The organism is Streptomyces sp. ID05-26A, from assembly GCF_033794685.1.
In the GTDB taxonomy this organism is placed as follows: Bacteria; Actinomycetota; Actinomycetes; order Mycobacteriales; family Pseudonocardiaceae; genus Lentzea.
On record NZ_JARAYZ010000009.1, the window covers coordinates 149,523 to 175,552 of the forward strand.

27 protein-coding genes are annotated in these 26,030 nt (G+C 69.7%); 13 read left to right on the forward strand and 14 right to left on the reverse strand.

Annotated features, from left to right (window positions below; all coding sequences use genetic code 11):
- Positions 1 to 5 precede the first annotated feature (5 nt).
- The 4 genes from PV646_RS43550 to PV646_RS43565 form a co-directional block, all read right to left on the reverse strand.
- On the reverse strand, positions 6 to 998 hold the full coding sequence (locus PV646_RS43550) for a 1-aminocyclopropane-1-carboxylate deaminase (protein ID WP_500348910.1): 993 nt from the start codon (positions 996 to 998) through the stop codon (positions 6 to 8).
- On the reverse strand, positions 995 to 1,624 hold the full coding sequence (locus tag PV646_RS43555) for a GntR family transcriptional regulator (protein WP_500348911.1): 630 nt from the start codon (positions 1,622 to 1,624) through the stop codon (positions 995 to 997). The genes PV646_RS43550 and PV646_RS43555 overlap by 4 nt, the downstream gene beginning before the upstream one ends.
- A 308-nt stretch (positions 1,625 to 1,932) precedes the next feature.
- Positions 1,933 to 2,496 (reverse strand): GNAT family N-acetyltransferase, encoded by a 564-nt coding sequence (locus PV646_RS43560; RefSeq protein ID WP_500348913.1) that lies wholly within the window; start codon positions 2,494 to 2,496, stop codon positions 1,933 to 1,935.
- Positions 2,493 to 2,981, reverse strand: coding sequence for a YbaK/EbsC family protein (locus tag PV646_RS43565; RefSeq protein ID WP_500348914.1), 489 nt, complete (start codon positions 2,979 to 2,981; stop codon positions 2,493 to 2,495). The genes PV646_RS43560 and PV646_RS43565 overlap by 4 nt, the downstream gene beginning before the upstream one ends.
- Positions 2,982 to 3,184: 203 nt before the next feature.
- Here PV646_RS43565 and PV646_RS43570 point away from each other — a divergent pair, with 203 nt between their 5' ends.
- Positions 3,185 to 3,604 carry an SAV_6107 family HEPN domain-containing protein gene (locus PV646_RS43570; protein WP_500348916.1) on the forward strand — a complete coding sequence of 140 codons (420 nt, stop codon included), beginning with the start codon at positions 3,185 to 3,187 and terminating at the stop codon, positions 3,602 to 3,604.
- Positions 3,601 to 4,347, forward strand: a complete 747-nt coding sequence (locus tag PV646_RS43575) for a maleylpyruvate isomerase N-terminal domain-containing protein (RefSeq protein ID WP_500348918.1) — start codon at positions 3,601 to 3,603, stop codon at positions 4,345 to 4,347. Before PV646_RS43570 ends, PV646_RS43575 begins: the two co-directional genes overlap by 4 nt.
- On the opposite strand, the gene PV646_RS43580 is transcribed toward PV646_RS43575, so the two are convergent.
- Positions 4,324 to 5,895, reverse strand: coding sequence for an alkaline phosphatase D family protein (locus PV646_RS43580; protein ID WP_500348919.1), 1,572 nt, complete (start codon positions 5,893 to 5,895; stop codon positions 4,324 to 4,326). The two genes, PV646_RS43575 and PV646_RS43580, sit on opposite strands and share 24 nt — an antisense overlap.
- A gap of 24 nt (positions 5,896 to 5,919) precedes the next feature.
- Here PV646_RS43580 and PV646_RS43585 point away from each other — a divergent pair, with 24 nt between their 5' ends.
- Together PV646_RS43585 and PV646_RS43590 are read left to right on the forward strand one after the other, a co-directional pair.
- Positions 5,920 to 6,414 (forward strand): VOC family protein, encoded by a 495-nt coding sequence (locus PV646_RS43585; protein ID WP_500348921.1) that lies wholly within the window; start codon positions 5,920 to 5,922, stop codon positions 6,412 to 6,414.
- A gap of 63 nt (positions 6,415 to 6,477) precedes the next feature.
- Positions 6,478 to 6,882, forward strand: coding sequence for a hypothetical protein (locus PV646_RS43590; RefSeq protein ID WP_500348923.1), 405 nt, complete (start codon positions 6,478 to 6,480; stop codon positions 6,880 to 6,882).
- Positions 6,883 to 7,004: 122 nt separating this feature from the next.
- Here the strand turns inward: PV646_RS43590 and PV646_RS43595 are convergent, their stop codons facing one another.
- Entirely contained in the window at positions 7,005 to 8,657 is a 1,653-nt protein-coding gene (locus PV646_RS43595; protein ID WP_500348924.1) for a DUF885 domain-containing protein, read from the reverse strand.
- Between the two features lie 107 nt (positions 8,658 to 8,764).
- Between PV646_RS43595 and PV646_RS43600 the strand changes: the two genes are divergently transcribed.
- Positions 8,765 to 9,418, forward strand: coding sequence for a DUF3153 domain-containing protein (locus PV646_RS43600; RefSeq protein ID WP_500348926.1), 654 nt, complete (start codon positions 8,765 to 8,767; stop codon positions 9,416 to 9,418).
- An 89-nt stretch (positions 9,419 to 9,507) separates the two neighbouring features.
- Here the strand turns inward: PV646_RS43600 and metF are convergent, their stop codons facing one another.
- On the reverse strand, positions 9,508 to 10,389 hold the full coding sequence (metF, locus tag PV646_RS43605; protein WP_500348927.1) for a methylenetetrahydrofolate reductase [NAD(P)H]: 882 nt from the start codon (positions 10,387 to 10,389) through the stop codon (positions 9,508 to 9,510).
- A 104-nt stretch (positions 10,390 to 10,493) separates the two neighbouring features.
- Between metF and PV646_RS43610 the strand changes: the two genes are divergently transcribed.
- From PV646_RS43610 to PV646_RS43620, 3 genes are all read left to right on the forward strand, one after another.
- Positions 10,494 to 11,561, forward strand: a complete 1,068-nt coding sequence (locus PV646_RS43610; RefSeq protein ID WP_500348928.1) for a polyprenyl synthetase family protein — start codon at positions 10,494 to 10,496, stop codon at positions 11,559 to 11,561.
- Positions 11,562 to 11,729: 168 nt separating this feature from the next.
- The gene (mptB, locus tag PV646_RS43615) at positions 11,730 to 13,178 is read left to right on the forward strand and encodes a polyprenol phosphomannose-dependent alpha 1,6 mannosyltransferase MptB (protein ID WP_500348930.1); all 1,449 of its coding nucleotides are present in this window, start codon (positions 11,730 to 11,732) and stop codon (positions 13,176 to 13,178) included.
- Positions 13,179 to 13,189: 11 nt separating this feature from the next.
- Positions 13,190 to 14,050 carry a phytoene/squalene synthase family protein gene (locus tag PV646_RS43620; protein WP_500348931.1) on the forward strand — a complete coding sequence of 287 codons (861 nt, stop codon included), beginning with the start codon at positions 13,190 to 13,192 and terminating at the stop codon, positions 14,048 to 14,050.
- Between the two features lie 77 nt (positions 14,051 to 14,127).
- On the opposite strand, the gene PV646_RS43625 is transcribed toward PV646_RS43620, so the two are convergent.
- Positions 14,128 to 14,493, reverse strand: coding sequence for an Rv2175c family DNA-binding protein (locus PV646_RS43625; protein WP_452254499.1), 366 nt, complete (start codon positions 14,491 to 14,493; stop codon positions 14,128 to 14,130).
- Positions 14,494 to 14,570: 77 nt separating this feature from the next.
- On the opposite strand from PV646_RS43625, the gene pknB reads away from it, so the two are divergent.
- Positions 14,571 to 16,619: a Stk1 family PASTA domain-containing Ser/Thr kinase gene (pknB, locus tag PV646_RS43630; RefSeq protein WP_500348933.1), complete on the forward strand. Its 2,049-nt coding sequence runs from the start codon at positions 14,571 to 14,573 to the stop codon at positions 16,617 to 16,619.
- A gap of 73 nt (positions 16,620 to 16,692) precedes the next feature.
- On the opposite strand, the gene PV646_RS43635 is transcribed toward pknB, so the two are convergent.
- Positions 16,693 to 18,018, reverse strand: a complete 1,326-nt coding sequence (locus PV646_RS43635; RefSeq protein WP_500348992.1) for a class II 3-deoxy-7-phosphoheptulonate synthase — start codon at positions 18,016 to 18,018, stop codon at positions 16,693 to 16,695.
- A gap of 239 nt (positions 18,019 to 18,257) precedes the next feature.
- Between PV646_RS43635 and PV646_RS43640 the strand changes: the two genes are divergently transcribed.
- Positions 18,258 to 19,265, forward strand: a complete 1,008-nt coding sequence (locus tag PV646_RS43640; protein ID WP_500348935.1) for a DUF2891 domain-containing protein — start codon at positions 18,258 to 18,260, stop codon at positions 19,263 to 19,265.
- A 95-nt stretch (positions 19,266 to 19,360) separates the two neighbouring features.
- Here PV646_RS43640 and PV646_RS43645 read toward each other — a convergent pair whose 3' ends face one another.
- A complete protein-coding gene (locus tag PV646_RS43645; protein ID WP_500348936.1) occupies positions 19,361 to 20,125 on the reverse strand; it encodes an IclR family transcriptional regulator in 765 nt (254 codons plus the stop codon).
- 80 nt (positions 20,126 to 20,205) lie between these two features.
- On the opposite strand from PV646_RS43645, the gene PV646_RS43650 reads away from it, so the two are divergent.
- From PV646_RS43650 to dmpG, 3 genes are read left to right on the forward strand one after another with little or no spacing between them, the layout of a single operon-like run.
- Complete coding sequence (locus tag PV646_RS43650; protein WP_500348938.1) at positions 20,206 to 20,985, forward strand: 2-keto-4-pentenoate hydratase; 780 nt, start codon at positions 20,206 to 20,208, stop codon at positions 20,983 to 20,985.
- Positions 20,982 to 21,899: an acetaldehyde dehydrogenase (acetylating) gene (locus PV646_RS43655; RefSeq protein ID WP_500348939.1), complete on the forward strand. Its 918-nt coding sequence runs from the start codon at positions 20,982 to 20,984 to the stop codon at positions 21,897 to 21,899. The genes PV646_RS43650 and PV646_RS43655 overlap by 4 nt, the downstream gene beginning before the upstream one ends.
- Positions 21,896 to 22,900 (forward strand): 4-hydroxy-2-oxovalerate aldolase, encoded by a 1,005-nt coding sequence (gene dmpG, locus PV646_RS43660; protein ID WP_500348941.1) that lies wholly within the window; start codon positions 21,896 to 21,898, stop codon positions 22,898 to 22,900. The genes PV646_RS43655 and dmpG overlap by 4 nt, the downstream gene beginning before the upstream one ends.
- Here the strand turns inward: dmpG and PV646_RS43665 are convergent.
- Genes PV646_RS43665 through PV646_RS43680 form a run of 4 tightly spaced genes read right to left on the reverse strand, consistent with a single transcriptional unit; the run spans position 22,884 to position 26,002 of the window.
- A complete protein-coding gene (locus PV646_RS43665) occupies positions 22,884 to 23,813 on the reverse strand; it encodes a DODA-type extradiol aromatic ring-opening family dioxygenase (RefSeq protein WP_500348943.1) in 930 nt (309 codons plus the stop codon). The genes dmpG and PV646_RS43665 overlap by 17 nt on opposite strands.
- The gene (locus tag PV646_RS43670) at positions 23,813 to 24,697 is read right to left on the reverse strand and encodes an alpha/beta fold hydrolase (RefSeq protein ID WP_500348945.1); all 885 of its coding nucleotides are present in this window, start codon (positions 24,695 to 24,697) and stop codon (positions 23,813 to 23,815) included. The genes PV646_RS43665 and PV646_RS43670 overlap by 1 nt, the downstream gene beginning before the upstream one ends.
- Positions 24,694 to 25,221, reverse strand: coding sequence for a cupin domain-containing protein (locus PV646_RS43675; RefSeq protein WP_500348947.1), 528 nt, complete (start codon positions 25,219 to 25,221; stop codon positions 24,694 to 24,696). The genes PV646_RS43670 and PV646_RS43675 overlap by 4 nt, the downstream gene beginning before the upstream one ends.
- Positions 25,222 to 25,234: 13 nt before the next feature.
- Entirely contained in the window at positions 25,235 to 26,002 is a 768-nt protein-coding gene (locus tag PV646_RS43680; protein WP_500348949.1) for an SDR family oxidoreductase, read from the reverse strand.
- Between the last annotated feature and the right edge of the window lie 28 nt (positions 26,003 to 26,030).

Here is a 26,030-nt window from a genome sequence, read left to right on the forward strand (position 1 = left end):
TCCGCCTAGTCGCCGGCGGAGAACAGGGAGCTGTAGGCGTTGAGTGCCGGCTGCCCACCGAGGTGGGCGTAGAGGACCGTGGAGTCGCGGCCGATCTCGCCCGACGACACGAGGTGGATGAGCCCTGCCAGGGACTTCCCCTCGTAGACCGGGTCGGTGATCATCGCTTCCAGGCTCGCGCCGAGGCGCATGGCCTCCAGCGTGGACTCGTCGGCGATGCCGTAGGTGCCGGCGTGGAAGCGGTCGTCGAGGAGGATGTCCTCTTCGGACACCGTGACCTCGCGGAGCTTGGCGGTGTTGTGCGTGATGCGGGTGATCTGGTCGAGGGTCTCGGCGGGTTTGGCGGACGCGTCGATGCCCAGCACACGCCGGCCGGTGTCGTTCGCGAACCCGGCGACCATGCCCGCCTGCGTGCTGCCGGTGACGGAGCAGACGATGATCGTGTCGAAGAAGACGCCGAGCTGCGCTTCCTGCTGGCGGACCTCGTCGGCCCAGTTCGCGAACCCCATGCCGCCCAGCGGGTGGTCGGAGGCGCCGGCGGGGATCGGGTAGGGCTTGCCGCCGTTGGCGCGGACCTCTTCGATCGCCTGTTCCCAGGCGGGTTTGACGCCGATGCCGAACTCGGCGTCCACCAGCCGGACGTCGGCTCCCATCATGCGGCTGAGCAGGATGTTGCCGACGCGGTCGCTGCCGACGTCGGACCACTCGACCCAGCTCTCCTGCACCAGCACGGCCTTCAGGCCGGCCCGGGCCGCGGCGGCCGCGACCTGGCGGGTGTGGTTGGACTGGATGCCGCCGATCGACACGAGGGTGTCGCAGCCGGTGGCGATCGCGTCGGCGACGAGGTACTCGAGCTTGCGGGTCTTGTTGCCGCCGTAGGCGAGGCCGGAGTTGCAGTCCTCGCGCTTCGCCCACACGGCGGCGCCACCGAGGTGGGCTGTGAGGCGGTCCAGCCGGTGGACCGGAGAGGGCCCGAAGAGAAGCGGGAATCTGTTCACAGTTCCTCCTTCAGGGTGTCCCAGTTCTCGTCGACCAGGACCGCGGCCTGCGCCGCGTCACCCTTCTCGCACGCCTCGATGATCTGCTGGTGCTGCGTCACTGAGTGGCGCGCGTTCGGCGACGAGAAGCGGCTGTGCTCGATCCGGCGCACCAGTGGCGTGAAACGGTCGATGGTCGCGGTGATCGCGAAGTTGTCGCAGCAACGGACGGCCACGGCGTGGAACTCGTCGTCGGCGGCCAGCGCGGCGACGGCGTCGTTGGCGTCGAGCGCCTTCTGGAAAGCCTTGTTCGCGAGGCGCATCGCGGCGATGTCCTCGTCCGTCATCTTCGGCACCGCCAGGCCGACGGCGAGGGAGTGCATCGACTGCACGACGACGAGCGCGTCGCGCACGGGCTCCGCCTCCAGCGCGGTGACACGGGTGTAAGCGTGCGGCTTGGTCTCCACCAGGCCCTCGTCGGTCAGCGTGGCGAGCGCCTCCCGCACCGGCGTGCGGGACAGGCCCAGCCGCTCCGCCAGTTCGACGTCCTTGATGGGCGTGCCCGGCTCCAGATCACCGCGCACGATCGCCGACCGGATCTCGGCCGCCGCCCGCTCCTTCAGGGACCCATATCCAATATATTGCATATCAGTGAGCGTAGGGACAGGTCAGGTTGATCGCAAGCCCCTATCCCGACCTGCCGATATGCCGCTCCCTCGCTCTTGCCGCCCCGCTCACCACGCCATTGCAATGAGTCTTTTGCGGACGTCCGCAAACGTTTTTTGCATGCGGATGCGGTCGCGCCGAGCTGCAAACGGAGGCTGGCGGCGGCGTGGGTCGGCGTCGAGTCGCGCGCGTTTCAGCTACGACGCACCGGAAGGAGGCGGCCGTCAGCTCCGGGTTGCGTGATCAACCCGGAGAGCGCGGAACTGCCGAACGAGATTCAGGTCTGGTTCTAGGTGACCGGCAGCGTCCGGCCGAGGACCGCGAACGGGCGCGGGTCGCCGGTGAACTGGTAGTGCCGCAGCACGTCCTCGAAGCCGACGCGGCGGTAGAGCTTCCACGCCTTGCTCGGGCCTTCGGGCGTGGACAGCAGCACGCGGGAGGACGGCACGCCCTCCATGAGCCTGCGCAGCAGCTCTTCGCCGAGGCCACGACCCTGGGCGCGCGGAAGCACGTGCAGTTCGGTGAGCTCGAAGTAGTCGGTGAGCCAGCCGTCGACGACGGCGGGTGGCGAGACCTGCATCAGCCCGCGCCGCACCTGCTCGTGCCACCACTGGCCGGCCGCGCCTCGGTAGCCGTAGCCGATGCCGACGAGTTCGTCCTGCTCTCCCAGCGCGACGACGCAGCGCCAGTCCTCGCGCATCATGTGCGCGAGCCACATCGGGGCGCGCTGCTCGACGGTGGCGGGTGGGTAGTTCATCGCCGTCACGTACAGCGCGAGGGCTTCGCCCAGCCGCACGTTCAGTTCGGAGGCGGTGAGCTCGACGATGCGCTCCAGGCGCGGCGAGGCCGTCATGCCGACACCACCGCGACGCGTCCGCTCGTCAGCGCCACCAGGTCCGCGAAGGTCGTGGGGTAGACGGCGTGCGGGTGGCCCGCGGCCGCCCAGATCTCCTCGTAGCCGGACAGCGACTCGTCGACCACGGTCTCGATCGGCGCCGGGTGCCCGACCGGCGACACCCCGCCGATCACCTGGCCGGTGTGCTCGCGGACGAACTCGGGATCGGCGCGCTTGACCGCGTCCGCGCCCACGAGTGCGGCCACCAGCGACGTGTCCGCGCGGTGCGCGCCTGACGTCAGCACCAGCAGCGGGGTGGCCTCGCCGTCGCGGACCGCGGCGAACACCAGGCTGTTCGCGATCGCGCCCACCTGCACACCTACCGCCTGCGCCGCGGCCGCCGCGGTCCGCACCGCGTCCGGCAGCACGACGATCCGTTCGGCGGTGGCGGGAGGCAGGGCGTCCGCGACCTTGCGGATTCCGGGGTGTTCTAGCGCACTCACGTCTCCATCAGACCACGACTCGCGCCCACGTGGTGGGGCGGGTTGAGGAATCCATCCGCTGGCAGCTACGCTTACGGAGACTCGAACATGTGTTCGATTCGCACCATGCCTCGGAGGTGGGGTGGGGGAAGCACCCCACCTCCGAGAGCCGCCGGCTTCCCCTCGGCGGTGACGTCGTTCACCGACGCCACGAGGAGGCCGAGATGACAGCTGAGATTTCGAATCCGGCAGCCTTCCCCATCCCCTTGCCGCCCGCGTCCGCGCTCGTCCTGCTGCGGCAGGCCCACGACTCGCTCGCCGAGTCGGAGCGCACGCCCGAACCCCCGGAGCGGTTCGCGACCGCTTACCTCGCCGCACTGCGCGCTGCCGCCGCGGTGCTCGCCCTGCGTGGACGGCCTCATCGTGGGCGGTCGCGGCCGACCAGCGCGTGGGTGCTGCTCGCCGCGATGGCGCCGGAAATGAGTGAGTGGGCCGCTTTTTTCGCGTCGTGGTCGTCCACACGGGCCGCCGTACTCGCGGGGATCACCAGGCACGTCAACGCGCGCACGGCTGACGATCTCGTGCGACAGACCCATCTGTTCGTGGCACTCGTCGACGGCGTCATGAGTGAGGCGAAGCGGTGAACTCGCTCGACATCTTGCGCCGTGAGGCGGATCTGCTCGCCATGTCCGCGATCGGCCAGCCGCCGCACAAGGGTGTGCCCGCCTGCCCCGGGCTGAACCTCGGGGAGACCGTGCGGCACATCGGCGGCGGCTACCGCGGCGTGCTGGCGTGGCTCAGGCTCGGCCGCGAGCCCGAGATCGGGGAATGGCAGGAGCACCCGGCCCCGGACGAGGACCCGCTCGACTTCATGCGGTCGGGCGCGGAGGCCGTGATCGCGGAACTCGAAGCGCACGACGAGGACGAGCCGTGTGCGACGTGGTGGCCGGACCAGCAGAACTACGGCTTCTGGCGGCGTCGCCTCGCGCACGAGACGACGCTGCACCGCATGGACGTCCAGGGCGCGGCGGGCATGGAGGTGGGTGTCGTCGCCGACGAGATCGCGATCGACGGCGTCGACGAGGTGCTCACGTTGTGGCTGGGGCACAAGCTGGACGTGCTCGGGGTGCGGGGATCGCGCGACAGCCTCGTCACCATCCAGGTGGAGGACCACCTGTGGCTCACGCGCTGCGGCCCGCGCGGCTCGTCGGCCTGGCGCGTGGTCGACCCGGAGGACGCCCACGTCGCCGACGCGCAGGTGTCGGCGGGCCCGATGACGATGTACCGCTGGCTGTGGGGACGTCTGCCCGACCGCCTGGTCACGACGGTCGGCGACGACGACGCGATCGCGCAGCTGTGGGCGCTACTCCGACTCGCGACCAAGTAGGACGGACGTGGTCTCCTCGCCCTTCGCCGACAACAGTCGGTAGCGGGCGAGGCGGCCGTTCAAGTCCAGCAACGCTATGGAGTTCCCGAAGTGCGGGCCGCTGGTCTTGCGCCAGCGCACCAGGTCCTCCGGCACTCCGGCCATCGTCGCGAGACGGCGGAACACCCGGGAAGCCGCACGGGACCACGACAGCCGGAACGCCGGCCGCAGCACCTTCGGGGCCTCGTTGTGGATGGGCGAGCACACGAGCTGCGCGACGACGGCCTTGGTGGGCCTCGGGAACTCGGCCTCGGCGACGTAGCTGTGGTGGACGTCGCCGGACAGCACGCACACCGTCGCCGCGCCGTTGTTGCCCGCTTTCTCGATCATGCGCGAGAGCCTGTCGAACGACTCGCGGAACGCCGGCCAGTGCTCCAGGTCGACCGCCTGCCTGATCCCCTCGGCGGCCTTGCCCTGCCAGCCCGGCTTGCGCGCGCCGATCTCGTTGAGGGACTGGAAGTGGCTGAGCGCGTGCGGCATCAGCCACGGCAGCGACGAGCCGATCAGCAGGTGGTCGTACTCGTCGTCCTGCTCGACGTTGTGCTCGATCCAGTCGAACTCCTCGTCGTTGATCATCTGCCGCTCCCCCTCCTCGAGGATGCGGCCGGAGCGCGTGTCGAGCATGAGCAGCCGGGTGCGGCCGAAGTCGCGGCGGAAGCTCCACCACGTCGACTTGCGCCCCTCGGACTCCTTGTCCGCCGCCTCGGCGAACTCCAGCAGCATCGGCAGCACGTCCGTGTCCTGGGCCTTCACCTTGGCGTACAAGGGATCCTTGGCGAGCTCCTGCGGGCCGAGGTTGCCCAGGTGCTGGTAGACCCAGTAGGAGGAGATGGCGCCGCGGATCCTGTCACGCCACCACGGCTTGTCCGCCATCTCCTTGCGCCACACCGCGGACGTGTTCCAGTCGTCACGCACGTCGTGGTCGTCGAAGATCATCGCCGTCGGCACGACCGACAGCAGCCAGCGGATCTCCGGGTCGCCCCAGGTCTCGTGGTAGAGGCGGGCGTACTCACCGAAGTGCACGACCTCGCCGTCGGGTTCCTTCGAACCCTTGCGGCGATCCCGCAGCCACTGCTTGGTCGCCTCGGTGGGTTCGTCGGCGTAGACCTGGTCGCCCAGCAGGATCATCGCCTGCGGCCATTCCTCTTCCGGCGCGTCCATGAGCCGTTGCGCGAACGCGTCGAGCGCGTCCGGGCCGAGCGGCTGGTCCGGCGCGGCACGGCACGACCCGAAGGCGATCCGGCGGACCTGTCCGGTGCGGATGACGGGTTTCGGGAAGCGGCTGTCCGCTTCCGGCCAGACCTTCTCGCCGTCCAGTTCGACGTCGTACTCGGTGCGCGGCCCAAGGTTCTCGAGCCGGACGACCGCGTAGTGCTGACTGCCCGCCTGGAACGTCCGCGCCGTGCCGCCGGCGATCTTCACCTCGCAGGAGGTGTCCGTCTCGACCCACACCGTCGCGGATGTGTCGTCGACATACCTGAGAAGGGGTCCGAGCACCAGCTTCGCCACGCGCGAGACAGTACCCTCGCACGAGTGGAAATCACGTTCGAGGCGGCGGATCCTCCCGCGCTGGCCGCGTTCTGGTCCGAATTCGCCGGTGACGAGATCGAGTTGACGTTCGTGTGGAGCGACGCTCCGAAGATCGAGAAGAACCGGGTGCACATCGACCTGGCCTCGACCTCATCCGAACACCAGGCGGACATCGTGACGCGGGCTTTGAAGCTCGGTGCCGAACACGCCGACGTCGGTCAGGCCGACGTGCCGTGGGTGGTGCTGCGCGATCCGCAGGGCAACGAGTTCTGCGTCCTCGAACCCCGGCCCGAGTACCCCGGTGTGATCGCGGCCGTCGTCGTCGACTCACGTGATCCGCGAGCGTCCGCCGAGGCGACCGGGCACCCGGTGGTGCGCAGCGGTGACGGCTTCGCCTCGGTCCGGCCCGAGCCGGGTCCGTGGCTCGAGTTCGTGCGGACCGACGATCCGGAGCCGATCACGAACCGGGTGCGCGTCCGGTGGGCCGACCCGGCGTAACGGCCGGAGGCACTCCCACGACAGCCGGTCCGTCAGACCCGCCGCGGCAGGAGGACGAGCCACGTGAGCATCTGGGAGAAGCTGTTGGTCGAGAAGAAGGTCCGCGAAGCACTCGGAGCCGTCACGATCGTCAACGAGTCCGGGCACCACTTCGGCCGGCCCTACATGACCGCGTACCAGCTGGCGATCAAGGTCGACCGGGCCCACCCGGAGGTCGCCCGCGAGCTCAAGGCCGAGGTGGGCGGCACCGGCAAGGGGTACAGCCTCGCGCAGTACCTGGCCCACCAGCTGTCCCAGCGGATCAAGAAGGGTGGCGGCGACTACGAGGTCGAAGGCGCCTTCCTGTCCAACGACGACGTGCATCGGCTGACCTACACGGGACCGGGCGGCGAACCGTTCGACAGCAGCCTCACGGGCACGGGCTTCGACATTTCGATGTTCCGCCTGCGCGACCCCGCAGCCCACTGATATCCGATATATCAGTTCGCCTGACCCGCCCGCTTATGCAAAAGACGTTTGCGGACGTCCGCAAACGTCTTTTGCAATGGGGCAGGTAAGCGCAGGTCAGAGCACCAAACCGCGAGGTGCGGTCAGAGGGCGGCCAACCGTTCACGAAGGGTGTCGAGGCCCATCGCGCCCATCTCCAGGGCCTCCTTGTGGAAGCGCTTGAGGTCGAAGTCGGCACCCTTGCGGGTCCGCGCGTCCTCGCGGGCGGCGAGCCACAGGCGCTCGCCGATCTTGTACGCCGGCGCCTGGCCCGGCCAGCCGAGGTAGCGGTCGATCTCGTCGCGGATGTGCGCGGGCTCCGAGAGGGTGCGGGTCATCATGAACTCGAGGCCGAGTTCGGGGGTCCAGCGCTCGCCGGGGTGGAAGCCGGTGCCGGCAGGGATCTCGAGCTCCAGGTGCATGCCGATGTCGATGATCACGCGGGCCGCGCGGAACAGGTGCGCGTCGAGCATGCCGAGCAGGTCGCCGTCGTCGTCGAGGTAGCCGAGCTCGCGCATGAGGCGTTCCGCGTAGAGCGCCCAGCCCTCGCCGTGGCCCGAGACCCAGCACATCAGGCGCTGGAAGTCGTTCAGCGACTCCGACTGGTACACCGCCGTCGCGCACTGGAGGTGATGGCCCGGCACGCCCTCGTGGTAGACCGTCGAGGTCTCGCGCCACGTCGGGAACACCGACTTGCCTTCGGCGATCGACCACCACATCCGGCCCGGGCGGGAGAAGTCCGCGGTCGGCTGCGTGTAGTAGGCGCCGACGGCACCGCCGGGCGGGGCGATCTTGCACTCGAGGTTCATGAGCACGTCCGGCAGGTCGAAGTGCACGTCGCGCAGGTCGAGAAGGGCCTTGTCGGACAGTTCCTGCATCCACGACTGCAGGCCGTCCTGGCCGTGCACCTGGTAGCGCGGGTGCTCGTCGAGGAACGCCGCGGTCTCCGCGAGAGAGGCGCCCGGCTTGAGCCGTGAGGCGACCGTCTTCATCTCGGCCTCGATGCCGAGGAACTCCTCCCAGCCCCACGCGTAGGCCTCGGCCAGGTCGAGCCGCGAGCCGGTGAAGTAACGCGAGCCGAGGCGGTAGCGCTCCTCGCCCACGGCGTCCTTGGTCGGCGCCTGGGGAGCCAGCGTCGTGCGCAGGAACGAGGCGAAGTCCGCGTAGGCGGCGGCAGCGGCGGTGGCGCCGGCGTCGAGAGAGGAGCGCACCGAGCCTTCGACGTTCGCGGACGCGGCGAACGGGCCGAAGAACGTCGTGGCGAAGGTGTCGCACTGCTTGGCGACCTGGGTGACCTGGCGCAGCGCGGAGACGTTTCCGCGGGATGCGGCGTGTGAGAGAGAGGCGCGCAGGCCGTCCAGTGCGGCGGGCACGGCGGAGAGGCGGCTGCCGATCGTGGCCCACTGCTCCGGCGTGTCGGTCGGCATCTGGTCGAAGATGTCGCGCACGGACTGGATCGGGCTCGCGATGACGTTCAGCGAGGACTCGGTCTCACCGGCCTCGTACAACTCGTGTTCAACGCCCGTCCGTTCCAGGAAGACGGCGCGCGCCGCTTCCTCGGAGGCATCCGCGGGCTGTGCGGCGGTGATGGCGGCGAGCGCGCGGACGGCGAGTTCGTCGCGCGCCGCGTGCCCCTCCGGGGAGAGGTCCGTCAGCTTGTCGTCGGATCCCGCGAACCCCAGACTCGTGGCCGTGATCGGGTCCAACGCCACGTAGTCGCTGACGAATTTGTTGCTGATTTCGTGCACGGATGCCATGTTTCGAGACGCTACCTCGCGCCCCTCCACACCAAAAGGTAGTTAGTCAAGCTCACGACCTTCGGAGGGGACCTGCGTCGTTTGGACCGTCCTGGCAGGATGTCCGGGTGCGTCGTTCCCGGGCACTGCTGCTGCCGGTCTTCTTGCTGCTCACCCTGTTCTCGCTGAGTGGTTGCGTTCGCGTGTACGCCGCCATGGCCGTGTCGGACGACGACCGCATCTCCGGCGAGATCGTCGCGGCCACGCCTCCCACCCAGGACAACGACCCCGGTCCGCAGCTCAAGGTGCCGCCCGAGCTCGCGAGCCGGGTCACCACCAAGCCGTACCGGGTGGAGTCGTACGCGGGCACTCAGCTGTTCTTCAACGGCCTGTCGTTCGACGAGATGCGGACGCTGTCGTCGTCCACCAGCTCGTCGAACAGCCGCTACAGCCTCAGCTTCCGCCGGTCGGGTGATCTCGTGACGCTCTCGGGCTCGGTCGACCTGACCCAGGTGCCCGTGGAACGCGCGGACATCCAGGTCAAGGTCAGCTTCCCCGGCAAGATCGTGAACACCAACGGCCGGGAGGAGGAGAACAACACGATCGCGTGGTCTCCGAAGCCCGGTCAGGCGTCGATGCTGCAGGCCACCGTGCAGTACGCGGGCGAGAACTCCCAGTCGTTCTTCGGCTGGGCGCTGCTGGTCGCCGGGCTCACCGGCGGTGCCGCGCTGATCGTCGTCGTCCTCGCGCTCATCGCCCACAAACGCAACGTCACGCTCTAGGCGCTGTCCTGAAAGTTCGCCTGGTGACAGACGCGGGCGAGAGTCCCGGAGGCCGCCGCTGTCGCCCGACGAGACTTGCGGGACAGGGCCTAGGCGCGCGTCACCAAACCCAGGCGCCCCAGCACTTCCCGCGTCGCCTTGGCCCTGTTCATCGTGTAGAAGTGCAGGGCCGGAACGCCCTCGTCGAGCAGGCGCTGGCACATCTCGGTCGCGATGTCGATGCCGGTCGCCCGGAACCCCGCGACGTCGTCCGCGTACGGGGCGAGCCGGCGCGAGACGTCGAGCGGCAGATCGGCGCCGGACAGCTCCACGATCTTGGCCAGGCCGCGCGGCGAGAGCATCGGCATGATGCCGGGCAGGATCGCCGCGGTGCAGCCCGCGTCCGCCACCCGGTCGCGCATCCGCAGGAACGGCTCCGGCGCGTGGAACAGCTGGGCCACCGCGTAGTCCGCGCCCGCGTCGAGCTTGCGCAGCAGGTACTTCAAGTCGGTGTCGAGGTCGCCGGAGCGCGGGTGCCCGTACGGGAACGCCGCCACGCCCACGCAGAAGTCGCCGAGCTCGCGGACCAGCCGCACCAGCTCGTCGGCGTAGTTGAGGCCCTCGGGGTGCGCGACCCACTCGCCCATCGGGTCGCCGGGAGGGTCGCCGCGCAGCGCCAGGACGTTGCGCACGCCGATCGCCGCGTACCAGCCGATGACGTTGCGCAGCTCCGCCACCGAGTGCTCGACGGCGGTGAGGTGCGCGACGGGCAGCAGCGTCGTCTCCTGCGCGATGCGGCCGGTGGCGCGGATGGTGCGGTCCCGGCGCGACCCGCCGGCGCCGTAGGTGATCGACACGAACGCCGGGTCGAGGCCCTCCAGCTCGCGAACGGCCTTCCAGAGGATCTTCTCGTCCTCCGCGTCTCGCGGCGGGAGGAACTCCACCGAGAACTTGGGGAACTCCCCCTGGAGCCGTTGCACCACCGACGTCATGGAGCCAAGCCTAGTGGGTCTTCCGCCAGGTGAGACACCCGCTCACCATCTGGTACGCGTGCCCCGACATGCGGGTGGCCCCGGACACAGCGGACCATGGACGTGTGTCCCACCACCCAATCGACGTTGCCCTGCCCCAGCACGTCGACGAAGCGCTGACCACGTACCTGGCCTCCCGGCGCGCGTCCGGCGAGGCGATGGACCCGAGTTTCGCGAGCGCGGTCGACGCGCTCTCCGACTTCGTGCTGGGCGGCGGCAAGCGGATCCGCCCGACCTACGCGTGGTGGGGCTGGCGTGCGGCCGGCGGTGACCCCGACGGTGAACTCGCGGACGAGGTCCTCACGGCGGTCAGCTCGCTGGAGCTGATCCAGGCGTGCGCGCTGATCCACGACGACCTGATGGACGCGTCGTCCGTGCGCCGGGGCAAACCGACCGTGCACATCGCGTTCGGCGCGCGGCACCGCGAGCAGGGCTGGCTCGGTTCGCCGGAACGCTTCGGCATGTCCGCGGCCGTGCTGATCGGCGACGTCGCGCTGGCGTGGGCCGACGACATGCTCTTCGCCGCCGGGCTGCCCTCCGAGGTGCTGCGCCGGATGAGCGAGCCGTGGCGGGACATGCGCACCGAGATGCTCGCCGGCCAGTACCTCGACGTGCTGACGCAGGCGCGGGGTGACTCGTCCCCGGACGCCGCGCTGCGCATCGACCGGCTCAAGACAGCCGCGTACACCGTCGAACGGCCGCTGCACATGGGCGCGGCGATGGCGGGCGCCTCACCCGAGCTGATCGACGGCCTGCGCGCGTTCGGGGCCGACATCGGCGTCGCGTTCCAGCTGCGCGACGACCTGCTCGGCGTCTTCGGCGACCCCGAGGTCACCGGCAAGCCCGCGGGTGACGACCTCTCCGAGGGCAAGCGCACGCTGCTCGTCGCGCTCGGCATGCAGTACGGCGCCGATATATTGGATATCGCTCTCGGCAAGCCCGACCTCGACCTGGACACCGTCGAGGAGGTCCGGCGCGCGCTCGTGGACGTCGGCGCCGTCGACGCCGTCGAGGAGCGCATCGAGGAGCTGACGAAGAGCGCGCTGGCCGCCCTGGACGACGCCCCCGTGGCCGAACCGGCCGCCACCAAGCTCGCCGACCTCGCGATCAGCTCGACGAAGCGGGCCTTCTGAAGTCGATCATGATCTCTCTTCCTGAGAGTTGATTAACTCCTCATGACCGTGTGGGCCGTTGCCTGCTGACGCTTCCGCGCGTTGTGCAACGATGTTCGGGCGATGGCAGCAACCCCGTCCCTACCCCGCACGAGCTCCGAGGCGTCTCCACAGGAGCTTCAACCAGTCGTGCGCGCGAACACCTACGCCATCCCCATCCGCACGACCATGCTCGGTCTGCTGGGCGTGGCGCTGATCGCGCTCGGGGGCATGGGTGCCGGCGCGATCCTCGAACGCGACCCGCTGCTGGGCGAGGTCGGGCTGAGCTGGCTGCGCTACGGCCACGGCCGCGACCTGGCGAGCATGGTCCTGTACCTCGGGCTGGGCCTCGTCATCTGGGCGTGGATCCGGCTCGGCCGCCTCGTGCGGTGGGGCGAGATCGGCGACTTCGCGGTGCTGGTCGCGGTGACGGTCTGGACGTTGCCGCTGCTGTTCGCGCCGCCGCTGTTCAGCAAGGACATCTACAGCTACCTGGCGCAGGGCCAGCTCGCGCTGAGCGGCTACGACCCGTACACCGTCGGGCCCGCCGTCCTGCAGAGCACGCTGTCCGAGAACGTCAGCTGGGTGTGGCAGCACACGCCGGCGCCGTACGGGCCGTTGTTCATCCTGATCGCCAAGGCGATCGTGTGGATCACGGACGCGAGCGTCATCCTCGGCGTCGTCGCCATGCGCTTCTCCCTCGCCGGTGGCCTGGTGCTGCTGTGCTGGGCGCTGCCGGGCCTGAGCAGGCACCTGGGCGGCAAGTCGGCGATCGCGCTGTGGCTGGTCGCGGCGAACCCGCTGGTGCTGATCCACCTCATCGGCGGAGCGCACAACGACCTGCTGATGATCGGGCTGATGGCGGCCGGTGTGCTGCTGGCGCTCGACCGCCGGCACGTGCTCGGCTTCGTGCTGCTCGCCCTCGCGTTCTCGGTGAAGGCCACGGCCGTCGTGGTCGCGCCGTTCCTCGTCTGGATCTGGGCTGCGCGCCTGGACGGCGACAAGCGCGCCCAGTTCCGCAAGGCACTGCTGCCGGGCCTCGCCGCGTTCCTCGGGACGTTCGCCGTGTGCACGGTGATCGCCGGGGTGAACCTCGGCTGGATCCCGGCGCTGCGCAGCTCGTCGATGATCATCAACTGGCTGTCGGTGCCGAGTGCGGTCGGCGACTTCGTGCGCATGGTCGTGAACTGGTTCGTCTACGTCGACGGCGGCATCTTCATCGGCGTCGCGCGAGCTCTGGGCTCCGTGGTGCTGATCTGGATCGCGTACACGCAGTGGTGGGCGTCGCGTGACGGGGAGGTGCGCGACGCGATCCGGCGAGGCGCGCTGACGATGCTGGCCGTGGCGCTGCTGTCCCCCGCGACGCTGCCCTGGTACTTCACCTGGCCGCTGGCGCTGGCCGCCGGGTTCGCGTGGAGCACGGCCGGCCTGGTGACGATGACGGTCGCGTCGCTGTTCCTGATGCTGGTGACGTTCCCGAACGGCGACACGGCGCTCTACTCGTGGGGCTACCTGTTCTTCGCGCTGGTGGTGTCGGGGCTCGCGGCAAGGTCGCTGGTGAAGCCGGACCCGTTCGGCCTGTCCTCGCGCTACGAATGAGCCCCGGGACCATGGACCTGGGCCACGCCTATGCCGCTTGCCGCCGGGTGAACGCGCGGTACGGCAGAACGTTCTTCCTGGCGACGACGCTGCTGCGGCCTGAGCAGCGGCCCGCCGTGCACGCGTTGTACGCGTTCGCGCGCTGGGCCGACGAGATCGTCGACGCCGCGGGGGTGACCGACCGCGCGGGTGAACTGGACCGCCTGGAGCGGCTGCTCGACAAGGAACCGTCGAACCCGATCCTGCACGCGCTGACCGACACGCTGCGCCGCTACGACATCGACAGGTCGCTGTTCGCCGACTTCCTCGCGTCGATGCGGATGGACCTCGGCGTGACCGAGTACGCGGACCTCGACGCGCTCGGCGTCTACATGCGCGGTTCGGCGGAGGTCGTCGGGCTGCAGATGCTGCCGGTGCTCGGCACCGTCGTGCCCCGCGAGGAGGCCGAACCGTACGCGGCCCGGCTCGGGACGGCGTTCCAGCTCACGAACTTCCTGCGCGATGTCGGCGAGGACCTCGACCGAGGCCGGGTCTACCTGCCGTTGGACGTGCTGACCGCGCACGGTGTCGACCGCGAGCTATTGCAATGGTGTCGTTTGCGGAAGCGCGCAAACGTCCGGGTGCACAGGGCTCTCGACGATCTCGTCGCGCACTCATATGCGATATATCAGTCTGCGGAGCTGGGCATCGGCATGCTGTCGGCGGCGTCGCGGCCCTGTGTACGTGCTGCATACACGCTGTATCGCGACATCCTCGGGCTCATCGGCTGCGAGGTGCTGTGGCGGCGCGTGGCCGTGCCGAACTCAAGAAGACTGGCCGTGGCAGTACCCGGCGCCGCTCAGGCCCTCATCGCACGTGTGATGACGAGGTGAGCACCGCTTTAGCCGGGCACAAGGGTTCCAGACGCCTCTCACCTGCGGAGACGTCTGGAACCGCCGTGATCGGTGGCCTAGAAGCCCATGGACTGCGCGCGGCGCTTTACCTCGCGCCCACGGTCTCCGCGCAATGCTTCGATCGGAGTGCCAGGGAGGCTTTCGTCCTCCGTGAAGAGCCAGCGCAGGATCTCGTCCGTGGAGAAGTTCTGGTCGCGCAGCACCGTGATGGTGCCGGGCAGACCCTTCACCACTGCTCCGGCAGCGAGGAACGCCGCCGGGATGACGAGAACGCCGGCGCGCCGCTCGGCGAGCAGTTGCCCGTCGCGCAGCAGTTGGTGGACCCGGGTGACCGGAAGCCCCATTCGGTCGGCAACCTCGGGGAGGTGAAGAACCTCCAGGTCGGCAGCCAATACATCCGCAGCGGCAGGAATCGCACTCACGGGGGTCACAATGCCATAACCGAACTGGGAACGCCCTTCCGCCAACCGGGTCATCCTGAGCTTTACCATCTCGCACTGTGGAGAGGTCGGTTTCGAACGTGATGGGTGGACTGCTGGAGCAGCGCTACCGGGTGGACTCCGTGCTCGCGCGCGGTGGCATGTCCACCGTCTATCGAGGTCGTGACACTCGCCTCGATCGCGATGTGGCCATCAAGGTGATGGATCCGCACCTGACCGCGGACCCTACGTTCGTGGCGCGCTTCGAACGTGAGGCGCGAGCGGCGGCCCAGTTGCACCACCCGGCAGTGGTGTCCGTGCACGACCAGGGCGTCGACGGTGACCAGGTGTACCTGGTGATGGAGCTGATCGACGGCGGCAACCTCCGTGACCTGCTCAACCAGCGCGGCAAGCTCGCTCCCGCCGTCGCGTTGAGCATCCTCGGGCCGGTGCTGTCGGCGTTGGGCGCGGCACACCGCGCCGGGCTCGTGCATCGGGACGTGAAACCGGAGAACGTGCTGATCGGGCCTGGTGGCCAGGTCAAGGTGGCGGACTTCGGGCTGGCCCGCGCGATCGGCGAGAACGGCGTCACGAGCGACAGCGAGATCCTGGGCACCGTCGCCTATCTGTCACCCGAACAGGTGGAAACGGGAGCCGCGGACGCGCGCAGTGACGTCTACTCGGCCGGGATCGTGCTCTACGAGATGCTGGCCGGTCAGGCGCCCTACCGCGGCGAGACGGCCATCTCGGTGGCCTACCAGCACGTGAACTCGGACGTCCCGTCGGTTCCGGAGATCCCGCTGGCGCTCGACACGCTGGTGCGCAAGGCGACGCGGCGCGACCCGTCGCTGCGGCCCGCGAACGCCGACACGTTCCTGGCCGAACTGGAGCGCGTGGGCACGGATCTGGGCCTCACGCCGCAGCCGGTGCCCGTGCCCGGCTCGGTGCCCGAGAACGACAGGACGGTCGTCATGCGGCCGGTTCCCGTCGCCGTCGGCGCCACTCCCCCCTCGGCAGCCGAGGCGACCAGGCCGGTGGTGCCGAAGCCGCCGCTGAACCCCGGGCTGAACGCCGGGGCGATGACGACGGTCCACACGGGGCCGCCGACGCCTCCTCCCGGCTTCCCCGCCGGAGCCTCGGCGACGCGGACGATGCAGCGCCCGGAGCCTCCGCGCCGCCGTCCCGCGCAGAAGCGGAAGACGCAGGCCGAGAAACTCGAGGAAGAACGCAAGCGCCGCAAGAAGCTCTACACGATCTGGGGATCCGTCGCCGCCGTCGTGGTTGTCGCCATCGGCCTGTTCACCTGGTACGTCGGCGCGAACCGCTACACGGAGATGCCGTCGGTGGCCGGCCAGTCGGAGCAGAACGCGCAGGTGCTGCTCTCGAAGGCCGACCTGACGGGCCTGGTCGAGAAGGTGCCGTCCAACGACGTGCCCAACGGCACCGTCATCAGCTCCGACCCCGGCCCCGGCGCGGAGCTGCGCAAGAACGAGCAGGTCAAGCTCGTCGTGTCGCGTGGCAGGCCGGTCGTGCCGTTCATCACCGCGGGCGCGGAGGTGGACGCCGCGACCAAGGAGATCCAGACCGCGGGCCTCAAGACGGTCAAGGACCCCACGAAGGACGCGTTCCACGACACCGTGCCGATCGGCAAGGTCGTGGGCCTCGACCCACGCCCCGGCACGGCGCTCGCCCTCGACGCCCCGGTGACGCTCATCCTGAGCAAGGGACCGCCGCCGCGCCTGCCCGTGCCGAACGTGACGGGCAAGACGAAGGACGAGGCGTTCGCGGAACTGCAGCGCGCCGGTCTGGAGGCGGTCGACGCGAGTGGCGACGACGGCCCGGAGAACGCCGGGTCGCGCGTGGTCAGGACGGACCCGCCGGCGGGCACGGTGCTCGACCCGACGCAGAACAAGCGCGTCACGTTGTTCTACGAGAGCAACGACCGCGAGATCGAGGTCCCCGACGTCACCCGGCAGAAGGTGCGGGAAGCCAAGGAGGAGCTCGAACGGGCCGGCCTGAAGGTCAAGGTCGAGTTCAACAAGAGCAACAACGCGACCGTCGTGAACCAGTCGATCCCGCCGAGGACGCGGGTGAAGCGAGGTACCGAGATCACGATCGTCGGCCTCTGATCAGGGCAAAGCGAAGGGCCCCGCGTTCTCGACGCGGGGCCCTTCGTTCTTCAGCTCGTCTTCAGGAAACTCGTCAGGACCGCAGCATCTCGGCGACGAGGAACGCGAGCTCGAGCGACTGCTGCGTGTTCAGGCGCGGGTCGCACGCCGTCTCGTAGCGGCCGGCGAGGTCGTCGTCGGAGATCTCCTGGGCGCCGCCGAGGCACTCGGTGACGTCCTCACCCGTGAGCTCGATGTGGATGCCGCCGGGGTGCGTGCCGAGGCGGCGGTGCACCTCGAAGAAGCCCTGGACCTCGTCGACGATGCGGTCGAAGTGCCGGGTCTTGTAGCCGGTCGACGACTCGTGCGTGTTGCCGTGCATCGGGTCGCACTGCCAGATGACCTTGTGGCCGCTGGCCTCGACCTTCTCGATGATGGCGGGCAGCACGTCGCGCACCTTCTGGTTGCCCATGCGCGAGATGAGCGTCAGGCGGCCCGGCTTGTTGTGCGGGTCGAGGCGCTCGACGTACTCGACGGCCATCTCGGGCGACGTCGTCGGGCCGATCTTGAGCCCGATCGGGTTCGCGAGCATCTCGGCGAACGCGATGTGCGCGCCGTCGAGCTGACGGGTGCGCTCACCGATCCACACGAAGTGCGACGACAGGTCGTAGAGCTTGGGCTCGTCACCCGTCGTGTCGAGGCGGAGCAGCGCGCGCTCGTAGTCGAGGAGCAGCGCCTCGTGCGAGGCGAAGATCTCGGTGCCGTGCAGCGACTGGTCGTTCACACCGCACGCCGACATGAACTTGAGGCCGCGGTCGATCTCGCCGGCCAGGGCCTCGTAGCGCTCGCCGGCGGGCGAGGTGCGCACGAAGTCGCGGTTCCAGTCGTGCACGCGGTGCAGGTCGGCGAGACCCGCGCCGGTGAGCGCGCGGAGCAGGTTCATGGCCGCGCCGGCGTTCGCGTAGGCGCGGATCATGCGACCGGGGTCGGCGACGCGGGCTTCGGGCGTCGCGACCAGGGAGTTGATGATGTCGCCGCGGTAGGACGGCAGGCCGAGGGCGTCGATGCCCGACGAACGCGGCTTGGCGTACTGGCCGGCGATGCGGCCGACCTTCACCACCGGGAGACTCGCGCCGTAGGTCAGCACCACGGCCATCTGCAGCAGGGTCCGGATGTTCGCGCGGATGTGCGGCTCGGTGTTGTCAGCGAACGTCTCCGCGCAGTCACCGCCCTGCAGGAGAAATGCCTCACCGTTCGCGACCTGCGCCAGTTGCGTGTGCAGCCGGTCGATCTCGGCGGGCACGGTGATCGGCGGCACGCTCTCGAGCACGGTCCGCACACGACGCACCTGTTCGGCGTCGGGCCATTCGGGCTGCTGGGCTGCCGGGCGCGACAGGGCGTCGTCCAGGCGCTTGCGCATCTCGGGAGGCAGCGGCGGAAGCTCGGGAAGCGTGTCGATGGGCACGTCCACGGTCCAGTTCACGCTGCTCATCCTAGTTGTCCCACACTGAGAGACCGGGCCGGGCCTGTCAGCGCTTCCAGGCCGCCGACCTGGCCGTCATCCGGCGTAACCGCTGTTACCTCCGGCAGAGTGAAGTCTGTTACTTGTCAACTACCGACCTCTGCCGTGTCGTGGTGCCGCATTGCATGATGTGGGCCATGAACGCCACCCGATTGGATGACGGCACCGCGACCCGGCTGCTGGGCGTCGCGGTCGACAACATCCAGCGCGACCACCCGGTCCATTGGACGCACGTCATCGACGGCGACGACCGGCTCGTGCCGCAGCGGGTGCTGCATCCGGTGTTCGCCGGGTCGTTCGATTGGCACTCGTGCGTGCACCAGACGTGGCTCGCCGTGCGCCTGCTGCGGCTGCGTCCCTCTCTCGCGGGAGCGGACACGGCCCGCAACGCCCTCGACAAGCTCATCACCCCCGACAACTGCGCCACCGAGGCCGCGTTCTTCGCCTCCCCGTCCGGACGGCACTGGGAGCGCCCGTACGGCTGGGCGTGGCTGCTGCTGCTCGACGCCGAACTGCGCTCCTCGGGCCTGCCGTGGTCGGTGGCGCCGATCGCGGACGTGCTGCGCGACCGCTGGCTGGAGTGGATCTCGGTGGCGCGCCTGCCGATCCGCACCGGCACGCACAGCAACACCGCGTTCGCGACCGGTCTCGTGTTCGACGCCGCCCAGGCGAACGGAGACTCCGAACTGGCCACCGCGTGCGCCGAGGCCGCCCTGAGGTGGCACCGGGACGAGGTCGCGTACGGCGGCTTCGAACCCGACGCCGCCGACTTCCTGTCCCCCGCGCTGACGACGGCCGACCTGATGCGCCGCGCCCTCCCCGCCGCGGAGTTCGCGGACTGGCTCGACGCCTACCTGCCGGAGCTCGAGTCGGAACGGTGGCGCGTGCTGCGCGAGCCCTTCCCGGTCGACGACCCCAGCGACCCCTACGGCTCGCACCTGGCCGGGCTCGCTCTGTCTCGTGCCTGGAACTGGGAAGCGATCGCGGAAGCACTTCCGGACGGGCACCGGTACGTGTCGACGGCCCGCACCGCCTCGGCCGCGCACCGCGAAGCCGGGTGGACCTACGTGTTCGGCGGGCACGGCTACATGGCCGACCACTGGCTCGGGACGTTCGGCGCCTACCTCGACATCAAAGCCTTCTGACCTGCGCTTACCCGCCCATTGCAAAAGACGTTTGCGGACGTCCGCAAACGTCTTTTGCATAAGGTCGGACAAAACGGGCGACGATATATTGGATATCAGCTGCCGGACGACAGTGTCGCGCGCCGGATCAGGGTCAGGGCGATGCCCGTCGCCGCCGCGTGCACCGAGGCCGCGTGGGCCCGGGGATCGAACCGGATCACCGGCCCGGCGACGCTCACCGCGGCCACCACCGCCCCGTCGTGGCCGAGCACCGGCGACGCCACACACGCCAGGCCGATCCTGGACTCCTCGAACTCGTAGGCCACCCCTGTCTGCCGGATCGTGGCCAGCTGACGGCGGAGCATGCCGGGCGTGACGACCGTGCGCGGCGTGCGGCGGACCAAGGGAGCGGACAGAACCTCAGTGCGCAACGCCGGCAGGGCGTGGGCGAGCAGGGCCTTGCCGATCGCGGTCGCGTGCAGCGGCATGCGTCCGCCCAGCCGCGACGGTGACGACGCCTGCCGGTGACCGCCGATCTTGGCGGCGTAGACGACCTCGTGGCCCTCCAGTAGTCCGAGGTGGACGGTTTCGTGTGTGCGTTCGTAGAGGTCTTCCAGATACGGCGTGGACACCTCGACGAGGCGGCGTTCGACCGACGCGCGGATGCCCAGCTGGAACAGGTGGCCGCCCAGGCGGTAGCCGCGTGTGCCGCGGTCGAGCAGGCGGACGTCGGTCAGGTCGCCCAGGAGGCGGTGCAGGGTCGCCTTCGAGAGGCCGGTGCGCCTGCCCAGTTCCGCGAAGCCGAGCTCGTCGTCGTCGGCCCCGAAGGCGTTCAGCACCGACATCACCTTGCCCAGCAGGGTGTTCGGCACCTCGGTCATCATTCGATCGTGCCACTGAGTTCCGGTCAGCGGAACTCCCGAGTCCCTCGTGGAGCAGGAACACCGCCACGATGTGCGGCATGAGCGAAGTCCGAACTGCAGCGGAGCGCCTCGCGAAAGCGGCGCGCGACAAGGTCACGTGCGCGCCCGTGCGGGACATCATCGGCGAGGCCGAGGCCTACGCGGTCCAGCAGCACAACATCGCCGCACGCGTCGCGGACGGCGCCGAACCCGTGGGTCGCAAGATCGGCCTCACCTCGCCCGCGGTGCGCAGGCAGCTCGGCGTGGACCAGCCGGACTTCGGCGTGCTGCTCGACGACATGGCGTTCAAGGACGGCGACGTGCTGCCGACGCACCGGCTGTTGCAGCCCCGCGTCGAGGCCGAGGTGGCGTTCGTGCTGAAGGCCGACCTCACGGACGGGCCGTTCGACGAGCGGAAGGTCGCCGCGGCGATCGGGTACGTCCAGGCGTCGCTGGAGGTCGTGGACAGCCGGATCGAGGGCTGGAACATCACGTTCGCCGACACCGTCGCGGACAACGCCTCGGCGGGCCTCTACGTGCTCGGCGCCCAGGAGCGGACGTTGGACGAGGTGGCGCCCAAGGGGGTGTCGATGGTGCTCAGCGTCAACGGCGTGGAGCGTTCGACCGGCACCGGCGCGGACTGCATGGGCGACCCGCTGACCGCGCTGGCCTGGCTCGCCACGACCGCCGCGGCACTCGGCGACCCGCTCAAGGCCGGTGACGTCGTGCTCAGCGGCGCGCTCGGTCCCGTCGTGCCCGTCCAGGCCGGCGACGAGGTCGAAGCCACCATCACCGGCCTCGGCACGGTGCGGGCGACGTTCGGGAAGGAGGAGGCGTGAAGGTCGCGATCATCGGGTCGGGCAACATCGGCACCGACCTCGTCATCAAGGTGCTCAGGCGGTCCACCGTGCTGGAGGTGGTGGCGCTGGTCGGCATCGACCCCGCGTCGGACGGCCTCGCCAAGGCCGGGAAGCTCGGCGTTCCCACCACGGCGGACGGCATCGACGGCCTCGTCGCCATGCCGGGGTTCGACGACATCGAGATCGTCTTCGACGCCACCTCCGCGGGCGCTCACGCGAAGCACGCCGAGGTCCTGGCCGCGCACGGCAAGAAGGTCATCGACCTCACCCCGGCGGCGATCGGACCGATGGTGGTGCCGACGGTCAACCTCGACGAGCACCTGAACGCCCCCAACGTCAACATGGTCACCTGCGGCGGTCAGGCCACGATCCCGATCGTCGCCGCGATCAACACCGTCACCCCCGTGCCGTACGCGGAGATCGTCGCCTCGATCTCGTCGCGCAGCGCGGGTCCCGGCACGCGCGCGAACATCGACGAGTTCACCGAGACGACCGCGCAGGCCATCGCGGACGTGGGCGGTGCGAAACGGGGCAAGGCCGTCATCGTGCTCAACCCGGCCGACCCGCCGATCACCATGCGGGACACGGTGTTCGCGCTCGTCAACGCGCCGGATCCCCGGACGCAGCACCGGATTCGCGAGTCCGTCGAGCACATGATCACCCAGGTCGCCGCCTACGTCCCCGGTTACCGCCTCAAGCAGCCGGTGCAGATCGACCCGGTCGAGCAGCCGCACACCCTCACCGAGGAGCCGGTGACGCACCAGGTCACGGTGCTGCTGGAGGTCGAGGGCGCGGCCGACTACCTGCCCGCCTACGCGGGCAATCTGGACATCATGACCAGCGCGGCCCTGCGCGTGGCGGAGACGATGGCGAAGGCGGTGGTGCGCGCATGAAGCTCTACCTCCAGGACGTGACGCTCCGGGACGGCATGCACGCTCTGCGGCACCGCATCGATCCCAAGAAGGTCACCGAGATCGCCAGGGCGCTGGACCAGGCCGGTGTCGACGCCGTCGAGGTCTCGCACGGCGACGGCCTCAGCGGCGGCTCGCTCGTCTACGGCCCCGGCAGCCACACCGACTGGGAGTGGATCGAGGCGGCCGCGGAAGCGTTGACCCAGGCCAAACTCACGACTTTGCTGCTGCCGGGCATCGGCACGTTGCACGACCTCAAGCGCGCCCACGGCCTTGGCGTGCAATCGGTTCGCATCGCCACGCACTGCACCGAGGCCGACATCTCCTCCCAGCACATCGCCGGCGCGCGTGATCTCGGCATGGACGTGTCCGGGTTCCTGATGATGAGCCACCTCGCCGAACCGCAGGAGCTCGCACGGCAGGCGAAGCTGATGGAGTCCTACGGCGCGAACTGCGTCTACGTAACGGATTCCGGCGGTCGCCTGCTCCCCCACGACGTCCGTGACCGCATCCGCGCGTACAAGGACGTCCTCGACGACAGCACCGAGATCGGCATTCACGCGCACGAGAACCTCTCGCTCGCCGTGGCGAACTCGATCATCGCCGTCGAGGAGGGTGCCACCCGAGTCGACGCCTCACTGGCAGGACTCGGTGCCGGAGCGGGCAACTGCCCGATCGAGCCGTTCGTCGCCGTCGCGAACCTCCAGCAGTGGCAGCACAACGCCGACCTGTTCGCGTTGCAGGACGCGGCAGACGACCTGGTCAGGCCGCTCATGGACCGTCCGGTCCGGGTCGACCGCGAAAGCCTGACGCTGGGCTACGCGGGCGTTTACGGCTCGTTCCTGCGCCACGCCGACACCGCCGCCCAACGCACCGGTGCCGACGTCCGCACGCTCCTGCTGGAGGCGGGACGCCGGCGTCTGGTGGGCGGTCAGGAGGACATGCTGACCGACATCGCCCTGGACCTCACACGGGAAAAGTAGTTCCGATGCCCATGCCCGTGATCCACTCGGGCACGGGCTCGTAGCTCGTCCACACCAACGGCAGGCCGACGGCGACCTGTCCGATGAGCCAGCAGCGGATCTCGTGCCCGCCGCTGCCGGCGTGGTCCTCCAGGGCCTCGTGCCCGATGGAGGCGATCTCCCCGGCCGACCCCGCCGACAGCCGGTCGAGGAACCACTCGTCCCAGGACGCGTTCACGCGCGCTTCCGGGTTACCGCCCATCGCCCGCACCCGAGGCTCCCGCGCGGCGGCGAACTCCTTCGCGTAGGCCCGGCCCCGGATCAACGACTCGCGCCGCTCCCCCACCACGGACGGATCGCGCGGGTCGTTGGACGGCAACCAGTGCGACAGCCCGCCGGACGCGACCACCAGCACCCGTCCGGGAAACGCCGACGACCGCAGCGCGTCTCCCAAAGCACGCCCCAGTTCCACGCACCGGTCCAGCGACGGCAACGGCGGTGCGGCCGTGTTGACCACCAACGGCACCAGCGGGAGCGTCGTGCCACCGGTGATCATCTCGTAGCTCTGCACGATCCCGTGGTCGACGGTCAGCGAGTACGACAGCGACACGTCGAACCCCGCGTCCGCCAGGCCGCCGTGCGCCGCCCAGGCCAGCGTCCGCTCCACCGGTAACGGCCCCGAACTGCTGCCGAAGTCGCCGAACCCGACCGCTTCCTCGACGCCGAGCACGAACGGCGGCATCACGTCGTAGAAGTTGGCGTGGAAGTGGTCCGGCCCGATCACGACGATCGCGTCGGGTTCCAGCTTCTCCACGGCCAGCCGCACGCGGTCCGCGTCGCGCAGGAACACCGAGCCCGGCCCGGCACCGTCCGGCGGCAGCAGCGTGGCGAACGGGCTGTGCGACATCCCCGCGAAGCCGATGATCTCCGCCATCAGGACGGGTCCTTTCCGTGCAGCAGCCAGGTGCGGTGCGTGTCGAGGAACTCGGAGACCTTCTCCCACTGCGGCCAGTGCCCGGCGTCGTCGATGACGTGCAACCGCGCGTCCGGCAGCCACCCGAGCAACATGTCGGCCTCGTCGAGCCCGCCCGTCGGGTCGTGGCTGGTCCACAGCAGCAACGTCGGTGCCGCGACCTTCCCCACCCACTCCGGGTCCCATGCGAAGTCCTTGCGCACCAAGGGGTCCTGGAGGACCAGCGTGTTGGTGATCGCTTGCACGAACCCCGGCCGCGAGTACACCTGACGGCGCAGGTTCACCAGTTCGTCGGTGACCATCTCCTTGTGGTGGAACAGGAACTCCACCCGCCGCCGCACGGTCTCCTCGCTCGGGTCGAGCACGGCGGCCATCGTGCTGTCCCGCATGCGCGCCATGACCTCGGGCTTGTTCGCGATGTTGCCCGGCGTGTTCAGCACGAGCCGATCGACGCGATCCGGAAAGTGCGCGGCGACCCACGCGACGACCCAGCCACCCAGCGACTCACCGGACAGATGCGCTCTCTCCACACCCAGCGCGTCCAGCAGGCCGACGAGGTGCTCGGACAGCACGTCGATCGTGTACGGCAGGTCGGGCAGGTCCGACCAGCCGTGGCCGATCATGTCGTAGGCGGTGACGTGGAAGTCCTCCGCCAGCCCCGCGATGTCGCGTGAGTAGGCCTCCAGGTGGCCGCCGGTGCCGTGCAGCAGCACGAGTTCAGGCCCGGCCCCGGCCTGCAGGACCCTGGTCCGCACGGTGTGGCCGCGCAGCGGGACGTCGACGTGCCGCACGACGTGGTCCACATGCGACAGTTCGCCCCAGATGCTGACGTGCTCGGGAATCACTGGTCCTCCCCATTGGTGTCGAAACGGGCGCGGGCCTCCGCGAAGGTCGCGAGGCCCGCGCTCTGCCTGCGGGCGAGCCCGAAGAGGGCCAGCAGCCGGGAGTTCTCGATGGTGAGGAACTCGACCGGATGCTCCGAAGAGTCGTTGTAGTGGCGGTGCCACGTCCACGGCGGTGTGTAGACGAACGAGCCGGAGGTCCACGACACGGTCTCGAACGACTCGGGTTCGGCGTGCTGGATCTCGCTGTGCCCGTCGCCGGAGATCACGAAGTGCACGGTCTCGTGGTAGTGCCGTTGCATGTCGGAGCTCTCGCCCGGCGGGATCACCTGCCGGAACAGTTCGAACGTCGACGTCGGCAGCGTGCCCGCGATCCGCAGCGTCGTCGGGTTCGGCACGGCACCCGCCGGGATCGTCTCCAACTCGTCGTCGTGCACGACCAACGGCCGCGCGCCGTCCGGCCGCACCGCGTGCGTGAGCGCCCCGAGGAAGTCGGTCATGGCGAAGTCGGGTCCTGAGGTGGCCAACGCGTTTTCCCTTTCAGACGGTTTCGGTGCGGCCGCCGTCGACGGTCAGCACGGTGCCGTTGACGTACGAAGCCTGTGGTGAAGCCAGAAAAGCGACCGCCGCGGCGATCTCGCTCGGATCGGCGGCGCGCAGGGCCGGGATGTCCGCGAGGTCGTGCGCGGCGGCGGTGTCGAAGTCCACGCCTGCCGCCTCCGCCCTGCGCCACAACACCTCCATGCGGCGAGGCGTCAGGGTCGCGCCCGGTGCGACGCAGTTGACCGTGACGCCGTCCGCCGCGAACTGCCGAGACGCGAGCTTCATCGCCGACGTCACGGCGGCGCGCAACACCGTCGACGCCGCCAGGCCGGGTTGCGGCTGCCGCACGGCCGTCGACGTGATCGCCACGGCCCGCCCGAACCCGCGGGCCGCCATCGGTGGCAACGCCTCCCGCAGCAACGCCAGCGGGCCGAGCAGCAGCAGGTCGAGGTCGCGGTGCCACTGCGCGTTCGCGACCTCGAGGATCCCGCCCGGTGACGGCCCGCCCGCGTTCACGACCAGCACGTCGAGCGACCCGTGGCGGTCGACGACCTCGTCCACGACCGCGGCGGCCTCGCCCGGATCGGCGAGGTCGCAGACCACGTGGTCCGCGCCGAGTGCCGCGCCGGTCTCCTTCAACGTGGATTCGGTGCGTCCGGCCAGCACGACGCGGTGCCCGCTCTCGACGAGCGCCGCGGCCGTCGCCGCACCGATTCCGCCGGCGCCGCCCCCGACGAGCGCGACCCGCGTGGTGTTTGCGTCCATGAGCTCCTACAGTCGCCGTGTGCGAATG

Coding starts and splice junctions, on each gene's coding strand:
- PV646_RS43680 (WP_500348949.1), bottom strand. CDS start 26,002: ATGGACGCAAACACCACGCGGGTCGCGCTCGTCGGGGGCGGCGCCGGC.
- PV646_RS43635 (WP_500348992.1), bottom strand. CDS start 18,018: ATGCGCAAGCGCCTGGACGACGCCCTGTCGCGCCCGGCAGCCCAGCAG.
- PV646_RS43560 (WP_500348913.1), bottom strand. CDS start 2,496: ATGACGGCCTCGCCGCGCCTGGAGCGCATCGTCGAGCTCACCGCCTCC.
- PV646_RS43570 (WP_500348916.1), top strand. CDS start 3,185: ATGACAGCTGAGATTTCGAATCCGGCAGCCTTCCCCATCCCCTTGCCG.
- metF (WP_500348927.1), bottom strand. CDS start 10,389: ATGACGTCGGTGGTGCAACGGCTCCAGGGGGAGTTCCCCAAGTTCTCG.
- PV646_RS43620 (WP_500348931.1), top strand. CDS start 13,190: ATGGACCTGGGCCACGCCTATGCCGCTTGCCGCCGGGTGAACGCGCGG.
- PV646_RS43595 (WP_500348924.1), bottom strand. CDS start 8,657: ATGGCATCCGTGCACGAAATCAGCAACAAATTCGTCAGCGACTACGTG.
- PV646_RS43665 (WP_500348943.1), bottom strand. CDS start 23,813: ATGGCGGAGATCATCGGCTTCGCGGGGATGTCGCACAGCCCGTTCGCC.
- dmpG (WP_500348941.1), top strand. CDS start 21,896: ATGAAGCTCTACCTCCAGGACGTGACGCTCCGGGACGGCATGCACGCT.
- PV646_RS43650 (WP_500348938.1), top strand. CDS start 20,206: ATGAGCGAAGTCCGAACTGCAGCGGAGCGCCTCGCGAAAGCGGCGCGC.
- PV646_RS43645 (WP_500348936.1), bottom strand. CDS start 20,125: ATGACCGAGGTGCCGAACACCCTGCTGGGCAAGGTGATGTCGGTGCTG.
- PV646_RS43555 (WP_500348911.1), bottom strand. CDS start 1,624: ATGCAATATATTGGATATGGGTCCCTGAAGGAGCGGGCGGCGGCCGAG.
- PV646_RS43640 (WP_500348935.1), top strand. CDS start 18,258: ATGAACGCCACCCGATTGGATGACGGCACCGCGACCCGGCTGCTGGGC.